Source organism: Streptomyces sp. NPDC006544 (assembly GCF_040611715.1).
Lineage (GTDB): Bacteria > Actinomycetota > Actinomycetes > Streptomycetales > Streptomycetaceae > Streptomyces.
This window is the reverse complement of record NZ_JBEXOV010000050.1, coordinates 16485-34379: the sequence shown is the minus strand read 5'-3', so window position 1 is coordinate 34379 and position 17895 is coordinate 16485. Positions and strand designations below refer to the sequence as shown.

Here is a 17895-nt window from a genome sequence, read left to right as displayed (position 1 = left end):
CGATGCTCCTCACCATCGATGTGGGCAACTCCCAGACGGTGCTGGGCCTGTTCGACGGTGACGAGATCGTCGAGCACTGGCGCATCTCGACCGACCCGCGCCGCACGGCCGACGAGATGGCCGTGCTCATGCAAGGGCTGATGGGCATGCACCCGATGCTCGGCACCGAGCTGGGCGACGGCATCCACGGCATCGCGATCTGCTCCACGGTGCCGTCGGTGCTGCACGAGCTGCGCGAGGTCACCCGCCGCTACTACGGGGACGTGCCCGCGGTCCTCGTGGAGCCCGGGGTCAAGACCGGGGTGCCGATCCTCACGGACAACCCGAAGGAGGTCGGCGCGGACCGCATCATCAACGCGGTCGCCGCCGTCGAGCTCTACGGCGGCCCGGCGATCGTCGTCGACTTCGGTACGGCGACCACCTTCGACGCGGTGTCCGCCAAGGGCGAGTACGTGGGCGGGGTGATCGCCCCGGGCATCGAGATCTCCATGGAGGCCCTCGGCGTACGCGGCGCCCAGCTCCGCAAGATCGAGCTGGCCCGCCCCCGCAACGTCATCGGCAAGTCCACGGTCGAGGCGATGCAGTCGGGCGTGGTCTACGGTTTCGCCGGCCAGGTCGACGGGGTCGTCGCCCGGATGGCGAAGGAGCTCGCGGGCCCGAACGGAGATCCGGACGACGTCCGCGTCATCGCCACGGGCGGCCTGGCCCCCATGGTCCTCGGGGAGGCGTCGGTCATCGACGACCACGAGCCCTGGCTGACCCTGATCGGCCTGCGCCTGGTCTACGAGCGCAACGCTCCGCACTTCGCGTAGCGCCGGCCCGCCCGCCGTCCCACGGCCGGCGGGCCCCGCCGTACGCGTCCGGCTCCGGCCGGGACCACGCCCGTACGCGTGGTCCCGGCCGGAGCCCGTGCGGGCCCCCGGAGGGCCTCCGCCCGGCCCCGGCACGGCGGGGGTGCCGCTCCGGCCCGGCCGCGGACGCGCGGGGGAAATTCCGCGGAAACAGGAGGCGGGAGCCCGGCGCGGGGATAACGTCCTTCCACGAGAAACACCGGGAGCTCGTCCACGGCGCCCCACGCGCCCGTGAACGGAGGAGACACCATGACCGAACGGACCGCCTGGCAGAAGTCCTCGTTCTGCGGCGAGGGGGACAACTGCGTGTACGTCAGCGCCGCCCCCGGCACCCTGGTCCGCGTGGCCGACCGCGCGGACCCGGCCCACCTCGTCCTCGCCACCACCCAGGCCGCCTGGGCGGACTTCCTCGGCGTGATCAAGCGGACGGGCTGATTGCTCCACCTGGCCGGTCGCGCCGCGCCGCGTCCGTGTCCAGTCAAGGGATTTTGTCCGATTAGCGCGTATCTTCTGCCCATGCCCACGCCCTACGGATCCCGCGGCGGCATGGCGTTCAGCGCTGATGAGCTTCACGTGCTCAGGCGTTCGCTCGCTCACGCCCTTCAGTCCTCCACGGCCCCTCTGACGGCCATGGAGGTCCAGGAATGCCTGCGCCTGGCGGCGTCGGTGGACGACGCGGTGCAGGAGGCGGGTCGGCTCAGAGCGTTCCTCCTCGCCGACCTCGTGCGGTACAGAGCCGCGCTGCCGGGGAGCCTCTCCGGCTACCTGGAACTGCTGCAGGACGCCCTGGCCGCCGGGTACGAGCCGGTGCCGGACGACCTCGCCGCCCTGCGGGCCCTGCGCGCCAACCCGGTCGCGGCCGCCCTGCTCGAGCGGGCGCAGGCCGTCGCGGAGCGGTCGGTACGCCGCAGGCTGTCCACCGCGCCCGCGCCGCGGACCCGGCTGCTGGCCATCGCCGGCGGCTCGGGTCCGGGAGCCGGCGCGGGGTCCGGCTCCGGCTCGGGTTCCGGCTCGGGCTCGGGCAAGGAGAAGGAGCCCGCGGAGCCGCGGCCCGACGACCGGCCCGCACGGCCCGTCCCGACCCCCGGCGAGGTGTTCCCGCCGCGCCGCAAGCCCGGCCCGCCCCCGGCGGCCGGACGCGCGGCCGGGTAGCTAGGCTTGGGGCATGGACTACGTTTCCGCGCTCGTGCCCCCCTTCGTGATGGCCGTGTTCTTCATTGCGCTCGTCGTGACGATCGTGAAGAGCCAGGGCGGCGCCAACAAGGGCAAGGAGGACGCGGTGGTCGACGCCGTGCTCGCCCGTGCCGAGGCCGCCCAGCAGCAGTCCCCTGCCCAGAAGTAGCCCCCTCCGAGGGCTCTGACGCACACGCGGGGCGTACGGCTTCCGGGCCGTACGCCCCCTGTGCGCGTCGGGACGGCGCACCCGGATTTTTCGCGCGTTGCCGCCCGAATAGCCGGGCAATTCCCGACATCCCGCACTATCGTGCTGATGTGCCTCGCCCCTTGGGAGAACTCGAAGACGCAGTCATGACGCGGGTGTGGCAGTGGAACCGCCCGGTCACCGTTCGCGAAGTCCTGGAAGACCTGCAGCAGGAACGGTCCATCGCGTACACCACGGTCATGACCGTTATGGACAATCTTCACCAGAAGGGCTGGGTCCGCCGGGAAGCGGAAGGCCGCGCCTATCGATATACGGCGGTCTCCACCCGCGCCGCCTACTCGGCCGCACTGATGAACGAGGCCTGGTCCACGAGTGACAACCCCGCCGCCGCCCTCGTGGCCTTCTTCGGCATGATGTCGGCCGAACAGCGGGAGGCCCTGCGGGACGCCGTCCGCATCGTTCAGCCGGCGGAACCCGCGGTGGAGCCCGCCCCCGGGCCGGCGGCGGATACCGCCGCGGATCCCGCGCCCCCTCCCGCCGCGGCGGATCACGGCGCCGAAGGCGACTCCGCCGGGCGGAGCGACGAGCCGGGGCGATAACGTCCGGGCATGGGTGAGTTTTCCGCTGCACATGCAAAAACCGTGACGATCCGCCGAGCGCGCACCGGCGATGTTCCCGCGCTGCGCCGCCTGCTCGACCAGTACGTGCAGCAGCGCATCCTCCTGGACAAAGCGCCGGTCGTCCTTTACGAGGACATCCAGGAGTTCTGGGTCGCGGAACGCGACGACGACGGTCAAGTGGTGGGCTGCGGCGCACTCCACGTGATGTGGGAAGACTTGGCCGAAGTCCGGACTCTCGCCGTCGACCGCGACTTGAAGGGCGTCGGAGTCGGACATCTCGTGCTCGACAAGTTGTTGCAGACAGCCCGTCGGCTCGGTGTGAGCCGAGTATTCTGCCTGACCTTCGAAGTGGACTTCTTCGCGAAGCACGGCTTCGTGGAGATCGGGGAGACCCCGGTCGAGACGGATGTCTACATGGAGCTGCTGCGTTCCTATGACGAGGGCGTCGCCGAGTTCCTCGGTCTCGAACGAGTGAAGCCGAACACCTTGGGCAACAGCCGGATGCTTCTGCACCTCTGACCGATCAAGCGGGATTTTCCCAGGGCCCCCGTACGTGTGGCCTATGTCCGAATCGCGTACGTTTCCCATCCCGTTGCGGACCCGAACCTCTCACGGGGGGTTTGTGTTTTCCAGGCAAAAGCGGTTTCCTTTCCGCGTACTGCTTTTCGATGAAAGGAAATCCCGGTGGCACAGAAGGTTCAGGTCCTTCTTGTCGACGACCTCGACGGCGGCGAGGCGGACGAGACGGTGACGTTCGCTCTGGATGGCAAGACCTACGAGATCGACCTCACCACCGCCAACGCTGAAAAGCTCCGCGGCCTGCTCGACCCGTACACCAAGGGCGGTCGCCGTACCGGTGGCCGCGGCGCCGCGACCGGCCGTACCAAGGGCCGCGCCGCCACTTCGGCGGGTAACCCGGACACCGCCGTTATCCGCGCGTGGGCCAAGTCGCACGGCTACAGCGTGAATGACCGCGGCCGCGTCCCCGCCGAGATCCGCGACGCCTACGAGAAGGCCACGGCCTGATCGGTCCGGCCCGTCCGGACGGTCCGCCCGAGCCGCGTCCGGTGGCATTCCGTCGCCGCCGCCGCGACCAGGCGTACGAGATCGGGCCCGCGCGCGGGCCCGGAGCCCTGCCCGGGAGCGGGCAGGGCGGGCAGGAGTGCCTCACACCCCTGCTCGGGGGGCCGCAGCCACACGGCGGCCCCCCGAGGGCTTCCCTCGGCTTCCACCGGATGCCCGGGAGGCACCGGAGCCGTGATCCTGCCACCCGCACCCAGGGCGGCGAGATCCAGGGCGACCCCGCCCCACTCCAGCCAGTCGAGCAGCCCCTCCAGCTCGTCGGCGGCTCCCGCGGCCACCAGGAACCGCATCCTGCGGCCCGTGACCGCCACCGGACCCGTGGCCACGGGCCGCCGCAGTACGGCGGCCCCGGCGTCGGCCGGCAGCTCCAGTACGTCGAACCGGACCCCGGTCACCAGCTGCCCGGGCGGCCCCCCGGCCACGGTCCAGCCGAGCACGCGTTCGTACCAGGCCGCAGGATCGGACCCTCTTTCGAACGGGGCGCGGGGGAGCGGGACGGTGAAGGGCGGCGCGGTGAGAGCCATGACCGGAGCAACTGCGGAAACGCTCCGGAGTTACGCGCGATGTGACGTACCGCACTCATGTCGATGCGGAACGTAAACATCCGTCAGGGCGGAGTCCCACATTCGGGACGGAGGTCTGTTCGCCCGTAGCGGAGGGATCCGTCGTCCACCGACGTGAACTGGCGCTCCACACGGGTAAGACATTCCTAGTGGACGGGGGCGACACGCTGTTTTTCGGTGTCTGTGACGGGCTTCCGTTCGCCATCGGCGTACACGTGTGACGGGTATCTGCCTGGCCTGCGGGAACATCGTCTCGCACCATCGGGTTGGAGCAGTTGTCGGCACTTACAGCCGGGTTTTCCCACGGACGTGAGGGTGAGCCGCGGACGGATGTCGGCAGTTGGAATGAGCTGTCCCGCCCCGCGGGACTAGCATGCGGAAGGACAGGGCGGGGACCGACCCCGAACTGCCCGACCGCTCTGAGGAGCGATAAACGATGTTCGAGAGGTTCACCGACCGCGCGCGGCGGGTTGTCGTCCTGGCTCAGGAAGAAGCCCGGATGCTCAACCACAACTACATCGGCACCGAGCACATCCTCCTGGGCTTGATCCACGAGGGTGAGGGTGTCGCCGCTAAGGCCCTGGAGAGCCTCGGGATTTCGCTCGAGGCTGTTCGCCAGCAGGTTGAGGAGATCATCGGACAGGGGCAGCAGGCCCCTTCCGGCCACATCCCCTTCACCCCGCGGGCGAAGAAGGTCCTGGAGCTTTCGCTCCGAGAGGCCCTCCAGCTCGGCCACAACTACATCGGCACCGAGCACATCCTGCTCGGCCTCATTCGCGAGGGCGAGGGCGTCGCCGCCCAGGTCCTCGTGAAGCTGGGCGCCGATCTCAACCGAGTCAGGCAGCAGGTCATCCAGCTGCTCTCCGGCTACTCCGGAGGCGGCAAGGAGTCGGCGGCCGCCGGCGGCCCGGCCGAGGGAACCCCCTCGACCTCGCTCGTCCTGGACCAGTTCGGCCGCAACCTCACCCAGGCTGCTCGCGAATCCAAGCTCGACCCGGTCATCGGGCGCGAGAAGGAGATCGAGCGGGTCATGCAGGTGCTGTCCCGCCGGACCAAGAACAACCCGGTCCTCATCGGCGAGCCCGGCGTCGGCAAGACCGCCGTCGTCGAGGGCCTGGCCCAGGCGATCGTCAAGGGCGAGGTGCCCGAGACCCTCAAGGACAAGCACCTCTACACCCTCGACCTGGGTGCCCTGGTCGCCGGTTCCCGCTACCGCGGTGACTTCGAGGAGCGCCTCAAGAAGGTGCTCAAGGAGATCCGCACCCGCGGCGACATCATCCTGTTCATCGACGAGCTCCACACCCTCGTGGGTGCGGGAGCCGCCGAGGGCGCGATCGACGCCGCCAGCATCCTGAAGCCCATGCTGGCCCGTGGTGAGCTCCAGACCATCGGCGCCACGACGCTCGACGAGTACCGCAAGCACCTTGAGAAGGACGCCGCTCTCGAGCGCCGTTTCCAGCCGATCCAGGTGGCGGAGCCTTCCCTCCAGCACACCATCGAGATCCTCAAGGGCCTGCGCGACCGCTACGAGGCCCACCACCGCGTCTCCATCACGGACGAGGCCCTCGTGCAGGCGGCCACCCTGGCCGACCGGTACATCTCGGACCGCTTCCTCCCGGACAAGGCGATCGACCTGATCGACGAGGCCGGCTCCCGGATGCGCATCCGCCGGATGACCGCGCCGCCGGACCTCCGTGAGTTCGACGAGAAGATCGCGAACGTGCGTCGCGACAAGGAGTCGGCCATCGACTCCCAGGACTTCGAGAAGGCGGCTTCCCTCCGTGATTCGGAGAAGCAGCTGCTGGCGGCGAAGGCCAAGCGCGAGAAGGAATGGAAGGCCGGCGACATGGACGTCGTCGCCGAGGTCGACGGCGAGCTCATCGCCGAAGTCCTCGCGACCGCGACCGGCATTCCGGTGTTCAAGCTGACCGAGGAGGAGTCCTCGCGGCTCCTGCGCATGGAGGACGAGCTCCACCGTCGCGTCATCGGTCAGAAGGACGCCATCAAGGCGCTCTCCCAGGCGATCCGCCGGACCCGTGCGGGTCTGAAGGACCCGAAGCGTCCCGGTGGCTCGTTCATCTTCGCCGGCCCGTCCGGTGTCGGTAAGACCGAGCTCTCCAAGACGCTCGCCGAATTCCTCTTCGGCGACGAGGACGCGCTGATCTCCCTCGACATGTCGGAGTTCAGCGAGAAGCACACGGTTTCCCGTCTCTTCGGTTCGCCCCCCGGCTACGTGGGCTACGAAGAGGGCGGCCAGCTGACCGAGAAGGTCCGCCGGAAGCCGTTCTCCGTCGTCCTCTTCGACGAGGTCGAGAAGGCGCACCCGGATATCTTCAATTCCCTTCTCCAGATCCTGGAAGACGGTCGTCTGACCGACTCCCAGGGCCGGGTCGTGGACTTCAAGAACACGGTCATCATCATGACGACCAACCTGGGTACGCGGGACATCTCGAAGGGCTTCAACCTCGGCTTTGCTGCCGTGGGCGACACCAAGACCGGATACGACCGGATGAAGGCGAAGGTCAACGAAGAGCTCAAGCAGCACTTCCGGCCCGAGTTCCTCAACCGCGTCGACGACACGGTCGTCTTCCACCAGCTCACCGAGGAAGACATCGTCCAGATCGTCGACCTGATGATCGCCAAGGTCGACGACCGCCTGAAGGACCGCGACATGGGCATCGAGCTCAGCGCCGAGGCCAAGGCACTGCTCGCCAAGCGCGGCTACGACCCGATCATGGGTGCCCGCCCGCTGCGTCGCACGATCCAGCGGGAGATCGAGGACGTCCTGTCGGAGAAGATCCTCTTCGGCGAGCTGCGTCCCGGTCACATCGTGGTCGTCGGCAAGGAGGGTGAGGGCGAGGAAGCCAAGTTCACCTTCCGCGGCGAGGAGAAGACCCCGATCTCGGACCTTCCCCCGATCGAGGCCACGGGCTCCGGCCCGGACCTGTCGAAGGGCGCGTAGCGGCTAGCCGCGGATCGACCGTGCAAAGGGGCGGCCCCGGAACCGAGAGGTTCCGGGGCCGCCCCCTTTGTGTGACGTGACGGCAGGCCGAGGGGCCGCGGCCGTCAGCCGTAGGTCTGCGGCACCACGTGGAGCTCGGCCTCCGGGAAGCGGCGCCGCAGCCGCTCCTCGATCCCGTCCTCCCACGGTTCCTCGTCGTCGTAGAACATCACGCTCCGCAGCGAGGGCAGGTCCGCGCACTCGGCGAGGCCGGCCAGCACCCCGGGGGACACGGCGATCTCCCGGAGGTTCCTCAGGGCGGAGAGCTCCGCCCACGCGGCGTTCCCGCCGGGGCGCCAGCCGTAGCCGAGCCACAGCCGCCGCAGGCTCTCGAGCCGGCCCAGACCGGCCAGGTCCGGGTCCGCCTCGGTCAGCTCGATCTCCTCCAGGTGCGTCGCGCCGGAGGCGTCGTGGAAGGACCACTGGCCCGCCGCCGCGAACAGGCTGAGCCGGCGCAGTCGGGTCCAGGAGGCGATCGCCGGGCCGAGGGGGAGGGCGCTGCCCAGGTAGAGGGACACGTCCTCCAGCGGCAGCCCGTGCAGCGGTTCCAGGCTCCGCAGCTCGGACCAGTGGTTGACGGTGAGGCGCCGCAGCGCTCTCTGTCCGCGCAGGAACTCCGCGTCGGGCCCTCCCGGGAAGCTCCACAGCGTCAGCCCCGACACCGGCTGGCGGGCCAGGAAGCGGGTCAGGGCGCCCCGGGTCACCCCGTGCCGGACGAACAGGTCGGGCGGGCCGGTGAAGCGCGCCAGCGCGGCGAGCAGGGCATCGGATTCGACGGAGAGGTAGCGGGGCGGGGGCTCCATGCGCGCGAGCACCTCGGCTGCGTACTGGCCCGGGTCGAACAGCCCCCACGAACGGGTCAGCCGCTCGCGGACCCGCTCGTCCGGGTGGCGGGCGTAGCGGGCGAGGTAGCCGACGGCCTCCGGACCCGTCTCCAGGGCCGCGATCACCGACAGGTGGGCGTCGTCGCCGCGGGCCTCCTCGCCGTGCGGCAGGAGGTCCAGGACCAGCGGGCCGATCCGGCCCAGGGCCCGCGCGGCCTCCTCGTCCTTCGGCGGTATGAGCCGGCGGGCCGCCCTGCGGACGTCCGCGCGGAGCTCGGGGTCCAGCTCGGCCGCGTACTCCAGGGACGCGAAGGCCAGCAGGACCGCCCGGTCGGAGTCGCGGACCAGCAGGTCGCCGATGATCGCCGCGCGTTCGAGGGGGCGGCCCTGGGCGACCGCCATGCGGATGACGTCCTCCCACTGGTCGTCGTCCGCGTGCCGGGTCAGTTCGCCGAGGCTGCCCTCGTCCAGGGCCGCCCGTGCACCCAGGAAGTCCTGGAAGGTGCGGTGGACGAACTCGACGGTGTCCGCGGTGGGGGCCCTCAGGAGGCCGCTGCGCTCCAGGAAGTACGTGAGGACGGCCGGGGCGTCGCCGAGGGCCCGCGCGGCGGCCGGTACGGCGGGCAGCGCGTCGGCGATCAGGGACGCGGCCCGGTCCCGGCCCATCGCGGTGCGGCCGTTGCGGATCAGCCAGTACGCGAGCCGCTGGAGCAGCTGGAGCTGGGGCTCTTCGGCGAGGTCGGGCAGGCGCAGCTCCCGCTCCCGGTCGCGGCGGTGCAGCAGCATCGACAGGGCGGCCGAGTAGAGCTCCTTGCGCCCCGACGGCAGGAAGCCCCGGCGCTCGCGGTGCAGGGCGCAGATCAGTCCGCAGAGCAGGGGGTTGGTGGCGAGCCGGGCCAGCTCTCCCTTGGTGCGCAGGGATTCCAGCAGCTGGTCGCGGAGTTCCCCGCCCGCCCCGGTCGCCCGGTGCCAGCGGGTGACGAAGCCGGCCACGTCGGCCCGGTTCATCGGGGCGAGCGTCAGCTCGGTGAACTCCTCGGCGCCGAGCCAGTCCTGGCGGACCGCGGAGGGGCGGGAGGTCACCAGCCAGCGGTTGCCGGGGTAGGCGGTGAGCAGGTCGCAGAGCCAGTCGCGGGCGCGGGCCCGCTCCGTCTCCGGTATCTCGTCGATGCCGTCCACCAGGATCAGGCCGCGCCCCTCGCTCAGGACCCGGCTCTCCCACCCGTCCGGCGCCTGCCCCTTCAGCGCCGTGGCGACCAGGAAGTCCTCCGGGGCGGGAAGCCGCTCGCCGTAGCGGGTCAGGGTCCGCAGGGGCAGTACGTAGGGGACGGGGCCGCCCTCGGCCGCCGCCCGGGCGGCGGAGACGGCCAGCCACTGGATCAGCGTGGTCTTGCCGGAGCCGGCCTCGCCGCGCAGCAGGACGCGGGGCCGGTCGACCAGCAACCGGTCCAGCCCGGCCGCGGGGCCGGGGCCGCTCCCGGGCTCCGGGCCCGTGCCGCCGCTCCAGGCGCCGGGGCGGGGGAGCCGGGCGCCGCCGGTGTGGTGGGGGAGGGGGGTCGCCTCCAGGGTCACGTACGCCGTGTCCAGCGGCCAGTGCGCCGATCCCGGGGGCAGGTCGATCCCGAAGATCGTCAGGCTGCCGTGCCGCTTCTCGAGGTAGCGCAGGTACCGGGTCTCGAAGGCCGCGTCCCGGCCGTCCTCGCGGGTGACCCGGGCGAGCAGGGCGTCGACCTTGGCGATCAGTTCGGCCTGGCGGCGGGCCTGCTCGACCAGCGCGCGCGGGATGAAGGTGGAGCGGGTGGTGAAGAAGTGCAGGATGTGGAGGCAGGTGAGCTCCAGCAGCCGGTCGTGGAAGAGCTCCGCGTCCCGGCCCAGGCCCGTCGGCGGCGCGGCCGCGCGCAGGGCGGCGGCGAAGGCGCGCGGGCCCATCTGGACGGCCTGCGCGTCCTCCATGCCGAGGTCCCCCAGCGCGTGCAGGGTGACGGCCAGGGCGGTCGCGACGCCCGCCTCCTCGCCGGGCGGGAGCGGCTGCTCCCCGGGGGCCCGCAGGGCCCGCGCGACGAGCTTGCCGGCCAGCTCGCGCAGGTCGTCCCTGGTCAGGATCCGCTGCTCGCGCAGGGCGACGTAGGAGGAGACGCGCACGGGCCGGTCCGCGAGGCCGGCGCCCGGTCCCTCCCCCTGGAGGAGTTTCTTCACGAGGGGGGTCAAGACCCCCGAGGCCAGCCGGATCCCCGCCACGGATGCGTCCACGAGGCGTGAGCGTAGTTCCGGGCGGAGCCGGTCGCAGGGCTTTGGCCCCACGGAGTGGCCGCGGAGTTCCCGCGCCGGTGACAAGCCGCACAGGGCAAATCGGACCTACTAGGAACATTCGTAGGGTTTTGTGTCCGATTTGCCCCACCCCGACCTCAGTATCCAGGCGGTCAACAGGTCGGTCAGCCCCCGGCTCTCCTACGACCTCCGGTAGTAAAACCGAGGTTTGGGGAAGCCGGGGGGCCCGGGTTACCAAGGATGAGCAAGCGAGCCCGGCACCCCTGAGCGTGCCGGGTCCTTTCTTGCCCGAAGCACCGGAACACCGAAGCACCCGCCCTTGTCCCCGGCCCCGGAGGTCTCCTTCATGTTCGCGAAGCGCATCAGCACCCGTCGTACCCGTATCGCCATCGGCGCCACCGCCCTCGGTGCGACGCTGGCCCTCGGAGCGGGGACGACCGCCGCCTTCGCCAACGAGACCCCGACCGCCCTGGCCGGCACCGCCGGGCTCGTGTCCGCCCAGAGCGCCGCCCAGGCCGTGACCGTCGCCGCGAAGCCGGCGGTCCTGGGCTGGGAGAAGCCCGTCTCGGGCTACACGCTCTCCGCGACCTTCGGCAAGGGCGGCACCATGTGGTCGCACAAGCACTCCGGCCAGGACTTCGCCGTCCCCGTCGGCACCCGGGTCGACGCCGTCTCGGCGGGCGTCGTCGTCAAGGCCGGCCCGAACGGCGGCGGCGACGGCCCGGCCTACGGCAACGCCATCGTGATCAAGCACGCGAACAACACGTACTCGCAGTACGCGCACCTCTCGAAGATCCAGGTCAAGACGGGCCAGAAGGTCGCCAAGGGCCAGAAGATCGCCCTGTCCGGCAACACCGGCAACTCGAGCGGGCCGCACCTCCACTTCGAGATCCGCACCACCCCGAACTACGGCTCGGCCGTCAACCCGGTCGCCTTCCTGCGCAAGGTCGGCGTCACCGTCTGACCGGACGGCCCCGCCCGCCCACGAAGTACCCGTCCGAAGGCGTAGGTCCGAGAGGGCCTACGCCTTCGGCACGACGGGGAAGCTCCCGGTCGCCGTCGGCGCGTGCTCCGGGAGCCACAGCACCGCCACCGCGCCCGCCGCCGCGCCCTCGCGCACGATGCCGCCCGGCGCCGCCACGTTGCGGAACGTCAGCCGGGCGCCCAGCACCCGCGCCTGCCCCTCCGCGATGGTGAGCCCCAGCCCGTGGCCCACCCCGGCGCGGTCCGTCGACCCGGTCCGGAACCGGCTCGGCCCCTCGCGCAGCAGCGCTTCCGGGAAGCCCGGCCCGTGGTCCCGTACCCGTACGACCCGGCCCTCGACGTCGACCTGGACGGGCGCCCGCCCGTAACGCGAGGCGTTCGCCAGCAGGTTCCCGAGGATCCGCTCCAAGCGGCGCGGATCCGTGCTGACGATCTCGTCCGCGACGATCCGTACGCTCGCCTCCGGCATCAGGGAATGGACCCGGCGCCCCACGAACTCGCCCAGTGCCACGTCCTGGAGTTCCGCCCGCTCGGACGCGCTGTCCAGCCGGGCCACCTCCAGCACGTCCTCGACCAGGGCCCGCAGCGCCTGCGCGCGGTCCCGTACGAGCTCGGTCGGCCGCCCGGGAGGCAGTAGTTCCGCCGCGGTGAGCAGGCCCGTCACCGGGGTGCGCAGTTCGTGCGCGATGTCGGCGGTCACCCGCCGCTCGGCCTCCAGCCGCTGCTGGAGCGCGTCGGCCATCGCGTCGACGGCCCGCGCCAGGTCGTCGGTCTCGTCCCGTACGACGCCCCCGACGGCGTCCCGCACCCGTACCTCGGGATCCCCGTGCGCCACCCGCTGCGCGGCGGCCGCGGCCTTGCGCAGCCGGCGCGAGATCTGGCCGCCGATGAGCACGCCGAGCGCCGAACCGCCGATCACCACGGCGAGCGAGCCGACGACCAGTGCCCGGTCCAGGTCCCGGAGCATGTTGGCGCTCTCCCGGAACGGGGAGTGGAGCGAGAGCACCTGCCCGTTGCCGAGCGGTACGGCGGCCCACACCTCGGGCAGTCCGCGCGGGTTCTCCTGCACGTAGGTGCCGCGCCGTCCGGACCTGGCCTTCTCCCGCAGGCCCGCGGGCAGTTCGGGGTCGTTGAGCTTGGCCCCCATCGAGGGCTTGCGGTTGGCGTCGGCGCTGCGGGAGATGAACTGCACCCGGTCCAGCTGCACCTCGCGGGCGCTCTCCAGCATCGACACGCGGGCAGCGCTGTGCACCACCAGGCTCAGTGCGATGGCGGTGAGCGCGCCCACGGACGCGATGGCGAGCGTGATCTTCCAGCGGATCCCGGTCCGGAGGGTGAACCGTTTCATTCCCGCTTCATCCCCGTGCTCATCCCCCGATTCTCCCCGGCTTCATTCTGTTCAGGGCCCTCAGGCCTTCAGCTTGTATCCGAAGCCCCGGACCGTCTCGATCCGGTCCTGGCCGATCTTGGTGCGCAGCCTCTGCACGTGGACGTCCACGACGCGGGTGTCGCCGCCCCAGTCGTAGTCCCAGACCCGCTCCAGCAGCCGGTCGCGGGAGAGCACCGTGCCGGGGGACGTGGAGAACTCCAGCAGGAGCCGCATCTCGGTGGGGGTCAGCGCCACCGCGGCACCGGCCTTGCGCACCTCCATGCCCTCGGTGTCCACTTCCAGGTCGCCGAAGGCGAGGACCCCGCGCTCGGCGTCGTCGTCCTCGTCGGCCCCGCCGCCCTGCGGGCCGCCGGCGTGGCCGAAGCGGCGCAGGACCGCGCGGATCCGGGCGACGAGGACCGAGCCGTCGAAGGGCTTGGTGACGTAGTCGTCGGCTCCGGCCTCCAGTCCCAGGACCACGTCGATGGAGTCGGCGCGCGCCGAGAGCATGATCACGGGGACGGTGGACTCGTCGCGGATGCGACGGCACAGGCTCACGCCGTCCATACCGGGCACCATCACGTCGAGCAGCGCGATGTCGGGCCGGTCGGCCCGGAAGGACTCCAGGCCGGACAGCCCGTCGGGCATGGCGGTGACCAGGAAGCCGTCGCGCTCCAGCGCCAGGGTGGTGGCCTCACGGATGACGTCGTCGTCCTCCACGAACAGGACATGCGTCTCGGCCATGCGGGAGCCTCGCCTCGTTTCGGTACTCGGTACTTCTTCAGTGCTCGGTGCTCGGTGCTCAGTGCTCGGTGCTCAGTGCTCGGTGCTCGGTGCCGGTGCTCAGCGCCCGCTGCCCGGCGCTCAGCTCTTCGGGCTGACGGCCGGCGCGGGGGCCGCCCCGCCGTCGACCACGTTGCTGTAGTCGGTGTGCACCCGGTCCTGCTCGGTGAACTTCTCCCCGTTCCAGCGGTACGTGATCGTGTCCTCGCCCGAGGGATAGGCGAGCGCGTCGCTCTTCCCGTAGACCGACTTGGTGACGACCAGGTCGCCCCGGTCGATCTCCGCGTAGACGGGCGGCTGCTCGTCCGAGAACACATTCTCGTACTTTCCGTCGTCCGCCCGGTACACGTACGAGCCGCGGCCCAGGGCGTCGGCGCAGGACAGTACGTTGACCACGATGTCGACCGCCGGCCCGCCGGTGACCTTCCCGTAGCTGACGTCGACCGGGTACTCCTTGCCCGTGCAGGGCTTCAGCTCCCGCTTGACCTCGGCGCTGACCTTCGGGTCCGCCTTGATCAGCGCGACCGGGTCGATCTTCTTGCCCGGCGTCCCGGAGGCCCGCGGGGCGTAGGGGACGGCGGCCGTCCCCTGGGGTTCGCCGGAGGGGGCGCCGGTCTTGGACACCGCCTCGGTACGCGCCGGGCCGCCGTCCCGCAGACCGGTGCCTCCGGTGGAGCAGCCGGCCGCGAACAGCACGGTGCCGGCGAGGACGACCGTCCCCGCCGACATGAGTACCACCGAGCTCTTGCCCGCCAGACGTCCTTCGCCCGGCCCCCGGGCGTTCGGTGTCCGACCGTTCAGCTGTGGGCCGTTCAGGCCGCGCACCGCTCACGCCCCTCGTACCGGATGGTGTGGTCGCCGCGATGGTCACCACGCTCCAGCGCGCGCATGTCCAGGTCCCGGCTCTCCAGCTCCTGCCGGAGACGGGCCAGTGCGCGGTGCAGGGTGCTCTTCACGGTTCCCGCCGACATGCCGAGCGCCGCGGCCGTCTCCTCGGTGCTCATCTGCTCCCAGTGTCGCAGGACGACGACGCTGCGCTGCTTGGGCGCGAGCACCTTGAGGATGTCCATCAGCAGGGCGCGGTCGGCGCGCTGGTCGGTGCCGTCCTCGACGGAGGCGTCGGGGAGCTGTTCGGTGGGTACCTCTTCGAGCTTGCGGGCGCGCCACCACTCGGTCCGAGTGTTGATCATGACGCGGCGCAGGTAGGCGTCGGCGAGGGACTTGTCGGCGATCCCGTCCCAGCGGCCGTAGGTGCGGAAGAGGGCGGTCTGCAGGAGGTCCTGGGCGTCGGTCGGGTCCGGAACCAGGCGACGGGCACTGCGCAGCAGCGCGTCCTGCCGGGTGCGTACGTACTCCTCGAACGCGAGTACCTCGCCGTGCGCCATCTCTGACCGCCTCCGCTGCCGTTCATCCGCTGCCTTACGGGCCAGACGTTACGGAGGCGTTGTCACGGGCCTGTGCGGGTCAGCCTTCGGTGGACGCACGGACACCCATAGATTGTGTAACGACGCCCGTGAGCTGCGGGTTTCGCCGGGACAAGCGGAATCCTCCCCTCAGCCCCGAGGGGTCGAGGGGAGTCCTGCGGGAAGCCGGTACATCTGCCCGGCCAGCGGCTCCACCAGCCCGTCCGCGACCAGCCCGTCCAGCGCGCGGGCCCGCTGCACGGGCTCGTCCCAGACGGTGTCCAGGACGGACAGCGGCACCGCGCCGACCGCCTCGCGCAGCACCGCGAGGAGCTTGCCGCGCACCTGACGGTCCGTACCGGCGTACGTCTGCCCGCGCCGGGGAGGCCCCTCGTGCGCGGGCTTCCCGGCGAGCCGCCACGCGCACAGCCCGGACACCGGGCAGCGCCCGCAGTCCGGGCTCTTGGCCGTGCAGATCAGGGCGCCGAGCTCCATCGAGGCCGCCGCCCAGCGGGCCGCGGTGTCCTCGTCCTCGGGCAGCAGGGCCCGTGCCAGGCGGCGCTCGGCGGCCGTCGTGGCATTCGGCGGGTACTCGACCCCGGTCGCGGTGCGTGCGAAGACCCGGCGCACGTTGGTGTCGAGGACGGCGTGCCGCTGCCCGTACGCGAAGGAGGCCACGGCCGCCGCCGTGTACTCGCCGATCCCGGGCAGCGCCAGCAGCTGCGCGTGCTCGCGCGGTACGTCGCCCCCGTGCCGCTCCGTTATCGCGACGGCCGCGCCGTGCAGGCGCAGGGCCCGGCGCGGATAACCGAGCCGCCCCCAGGCCCGTACGGCCTCGCCGGGGGCCTCGGCGGCCAGGTCGGCCGGGCGGGGCCAGCGGGCGAGCCACTGCTCGTACACCGGCAGGACCCGGTTGACGGGGGTCTGCTGGAGCATGAACTCGCTGACCATCACGGACCAGGGGCCGGCCTCGGGGCGCCGCCAGGGCAGGTCCCGGGCGTTCGCCTCGAACCAGGCGATGACGGGGGAGTGCAGCGCGGCCGGGGCCGCCGGGGCCGCCGTGGGCGGCGCGGGCTGCGCGGACGTCGCGGGGTATGTCGGGGATGCAGTCATGGCAGACGGCATCCTGACACGTTTCCCCCCTGCCGCGCCGGGTCCGTGCCGGTGAGCAGGACGGCGGCGCGGACACCGCTCGCCCGCATGGCGGTGACGATCCCGACCGCGGGGCCGGTGAGCGCGAGGACGGTGAGCACGGCGAGGCTCGCGCCCAGCAGCAGGCCGAGGGCCACGTCGTGCGGGTAGTGGACGCCGACGAACACGCGGGAGAAGGCCATCAGCAGCGCGAGCGGCACGGCGAGCAGGGCGAGGCGGCGTACGGCCAGGGCCAGTGCGACGGCGGCGGCGCCGGCGATCGTGGCGTGGTTGCTGGGGAAGGACCAGTCGCCGGAGACCGGGCACGTGAGCAGCGAGTCCGCGGCCCCGGCCACGGCCCGGCAGGGGCGCTCCTCGTGGACGCTGGACTTCACCAGCTCCGAGGCGACGTAGCCGACGGCGGTGGCCAGAGGAGCGAGCACCGCGAGGGCGACCGCGCGGGGGTCGTGCCGCGTCCGGGCGCGCCACCACACGGCGATGAAGAGGACGCCGAAGGCGAACAGGCCGTGCTCCGTCCAGAGCTCGAACGCCGATTGCACCCATGCCGGGGTGGAGTGGGCGAAATCCGTGATGTCGAGATAGAGGTCAGAGCTGTCCATGGTGACTGACAGTACTCAAAGCGGAATAACGACCTCATCAATTCCGGACCGTTCCGGACGTCACCGGGCGGCCCCGGATCACTCCGCAGGATGATCATCGGCAAAACAAGCCGGGTGAGCGGCATGTAGGGCACGGATCGCGCCCTGAACTCTCGTAAAGTTCCCTCCGTGGGATCTCTGCGCAATCCGGTCGGGCCGCTCCCCTCCTCCATCTACTGGCGACGGAGGGCCGTGCTGGCGTCCGTTGCCGCGCTCCTCGCGCTCCTCGCCGTATGGACCGTCAGCTCCGGCGGGGGGAAGCAGGGGGCCGACGGCAAGGGCCAGGGCGGCTCCGATCCCGTCACCCAGATCACCCCCGGGCCGTCGGGCTCCGGCCCGGCGATCAGTCAGGCCCCGGGCGGCCGCGGCGAGTCGGGCACCGGCGGCGGCACGGGCACCGGCGCCGACGCCGGCGCGGGTTCCGGCGGCGCGGGCACGGGCAAGAACGGCGAGCCGGGCTCCGCACCGGGCTCGACGGACGCCGGCGCGGGCACCTCCGGCCAGAACCAGGCCGTCCCGGCGGACTCGCCGGTGCCCACCTGCGCGCCCAGCGCGTTGCAGTGGGAGGTCAAGAGCGTGAAGAACGAGTACGAGGCCAACGAGAAGCCCCGCCTCGAACTCGTCGCGCGCAACGTCTCCGGCACCACCTGCAAGGTCGATCTCGGCCCGCAGCAGGCGGTGCTGACCATCACTCAGGCGAGCAACGCGAAGCCGGTCTGGTCCTCGGCGGACTGCCCGGCGGGCGCCGGCAGCATGTTCTTCCGGGTGCCCTCGCAGGGTGAGACGAAGCAATCGCTCGAATGGGACCGCCACTTCAGCGCGGCGACCCAGTGCCAGTCGCCGCCGCCGGGCGCGGCATCGCCGGACACGTACGTGGTCGAGGTCAAGTCCCCGGGCATGCCGGTGGCCCGGACCTCGTTCGTCCTCAAGCAGGACTGAGGCGGGGGACGACAGCCGGACGGGGCCCGGGCCGCA

Annotated in this window: 18 protein-coding genes; 10 read left to right on the top strand and 8 right to left on the bottom strand. The window is 71.6% G+C overall.

Annotated features, from left to right (window positions below):
• Positions 1-2 precede the first annotated feature (2 nt).
• The 7 genes from ABZY44_RS22635 (at position 3) to ABZY44_RS22605 (ending at position 3878) form a co-directional block, all read left to right on the top strand.
• A complete protein-coding gene (locus ABZY44_RS22635; protein ID WP_356656573.1) occupies positions 3-812 on the top strand; it encodes a type III pantothenate kinase in 810 nt (269 codons plus the stop codon).
• 288 nt (positions 813-1100) lie between these two features.
• Positions 1101-1286 carry a DUF397 domain-containing protein gene (locus ABZY44_RS22630; protein ID WP_356656571.1) on the top strand — a complete coding sequence of 62 codons (186 nt, stop codon included), beginning with the start codon at positions 1101-1103 and terminating at the stop codon, positions 1284-1286.
• 81 nt (positions 1287-1367) lie between these two features.
• The gene (locus ABZY44_RS22625) at positions 1368-2003 is read left to right on the top strand and encodes a hypothetical protein (RefSeq protein WP_356656569.1); all 636 of its coding nucleotides are present in this window, start codon (positions 1368-1370) and stop codon (positions 2001-2003) included.
• Between the two features lie 13 nt (positions 2004-2016).
• Positions 2017-2193: a hypothetical protein gene (locus ABZY44_RS22620; RefSeq protein ID WP_356656567.1), complete on the top strand. Its 177-nt coding sequence runs from the start codon at positions 2017-2019 to the stop codon at positions 2191-2193.
• Between the two features lie 149 nt (positions 2194-2342).
• Positions 2343-2831: a BlaI/MecI/CopY family transcriptional regulator gene (locus ABZY44_RS22615; RefSeq protein ID WP_356656565.1), complete on the top strand. Its 489-nt coding sequence runs from the start codon at positions 2343-2345 to the stop codon at positions 2829-2831.
• Between the two features lie 9 nt (positions 2832-2840).
• Positions 2841-3371, top strand: coding sequence for an amino-acid N-acetyltransferase (locus ABZY44_RS22610; protein ID WP_356656563.1), 531 nt, complete (start codon positions 2841-2843; stop codon positions 3369-3371).
• Positions 3372-3536: 165 nt separating this feature from the next.
• Positions 3537-3878, top strand: a complete 342-nt coding sequence (locus ABZY44_RS22605) for an Lsr2 family protein (protein WP_356656561.1) — start codon at positions 3537-3539, stop codon at positions 3876-3878.
• Here ABZY44_RS22605 and ABZY44_RS22600 read toward each other — a convergent pair.
• On the bottom strand, positions 3857-4459 hold the full coding sequence (locus ABZY44_RS22600; protein WP_356656559.1) for an SCO3374 family protein: 603 nt from the start codon (positions 4457-4459) through the stop codon (positions 3857-3859). The genes ABZY44_RS22605 and ABZY44_RS22600 overlap by 22 nt on opposite strands.
• Positions 4460-4934: 475 nt before the next feature.
• Between ABZY44_RS22600 and ABZY44_RS22595 the strand changes: the two genes are divergently transcribed.
• On the top strand, positions 4935-7460 hold the full coding sequence (locus ABZY44_RS22595) for an ATP-dependent Clp protease ATP-binding subunit (RefSeq protein ID WP_356656557.1): 2526 nt from the start codon (positions 4935-4937) through the stop codon (positions 7458-7460).
• Positions 7461-7564: 104 nt separating this feature from the next.
• On the opposite strand, the gene ABZY44_RS22590 is transcribed toward ABZY44_RS22595, so the two are convergent.
• Positions 7565-10573: an NACHT domain-containing protein gene (locus tag ABZY44_RS22590; RefSeq protein WP_356656555.1), complete on the bottom strand. Its 3009-nt coding sequence runs from the start codon at positions 10571-10573 to the stop codon at positions 7565-7567.
• A gap of 364 nt (positions 10574-10937) precedes the next feature.
• On the opposite strand from ABZY44_RS22590, the gene ABZY44_RS22585 reads away from it, so the two are divergent.
• Complete coding sequence (locus ABZY44_RS22585) at positions 10938-11555, top strand: M23 family metallopeptidase (RefSeq protein WP_356656553.1); 618 nt, start codon at positions 10938-10940, stop codon at positions 11553-11555.
• Positions 11556-11612: 57 nt separating this feature from the next.
• Here the strand turns inward: ABZY44_RS22585 and cseC are convergent, their stop codons facing one another.
• The 6 genes from cseC to ABZY44_RS22555 form a co-directional block, all read right to left on the bottom strand.
• Positions 11613-12923, bottom strand: coding sequence for a two-component system sensor histidine kinase CseC (gene cseC / locus ABZY44_RS22580; protein ID WP_356656551.1), 1311 nt, complete (start codon positions 12921-12923; stop codon positions 11613-11615).
• A 60-nt stretch (positions 12924-12983) separates the two neighbouring features.
• Positions 12984-13688 (bottom strand): two-component system response regulator CseB, encoded by a 705-nt coding sequence (gene cseB, locus ABZY44_RS22575; protein ID WP_356656549.1) that lies wholly within the window; start codon positions 13686-13688, stop codon positions 12984-12986.
• 120 nt (positions 13689-13808) lie between these two features.
• Positions 13809-14456 (bottom strand): hypothetical protein, encoded by a 648-nt coding sequence (locus tag ABZY44_RS22570; RefSeq protein ID WP_356656547.1) that lies wholly within the window; start codon positions 14454-14456, stop codon positions 13809-13811.
• Positions 14457-14539: 83 nt separating this feature from the next.
• On the bottom strand, positions 14540-15112 hold the full coding sequence (locus ABZY44_RS22565) for a SigE family RNA polymerase sigma factor (RefSeq protein WP_356656545.1): 573 nt from the start codon (positions 15110-15112) through the stop codon (positions 14540-14542).
• A 168-nt stretch (positions 15113-15280) separates the two neighbouring features.
• Positions 15281-16243: an A/G-specific adenine glycosylase gene (locus ABZY44_RS22560; RefSeq protein ID WP_356656543.1), complete on the bottom strand. Its 963-nt coding sequence runs from the start codon at positions 16241-16243 to the stop codon at positions 15281-15283.
• Positions 16240-16881 (bottom strand): phosphatase PAP2 family protein, encoded by a 642-nt coding sequence (locus ABZY44_RS22555; protein WP_356656541.1) that lies wholly within the window; start codon positions 16879-16881, stop codon positions 16240-16242. The genes ABZY44_RS22560 and ABZY44_RS22555 overlap by 4 nt, the downstream gene beginning before the upstream one ends.
• A 168-nt stretch (positions 16882-17049) precedes the next feature.
• Between ABZY44_RS22555 and ABZY44_RS22550 the strand changes: the two genes are divergently transcribed.
• Entirely contained in the window at positions 17050-17859 is an 810-nt protein-coding gene (locus ABZY44_RS22550; RefSeq protein ID WP_356656539.1) for a hypothetical protein, read from the top strand.
• Positions 17860-17895 lie beyond the last annotated feature (36 nt).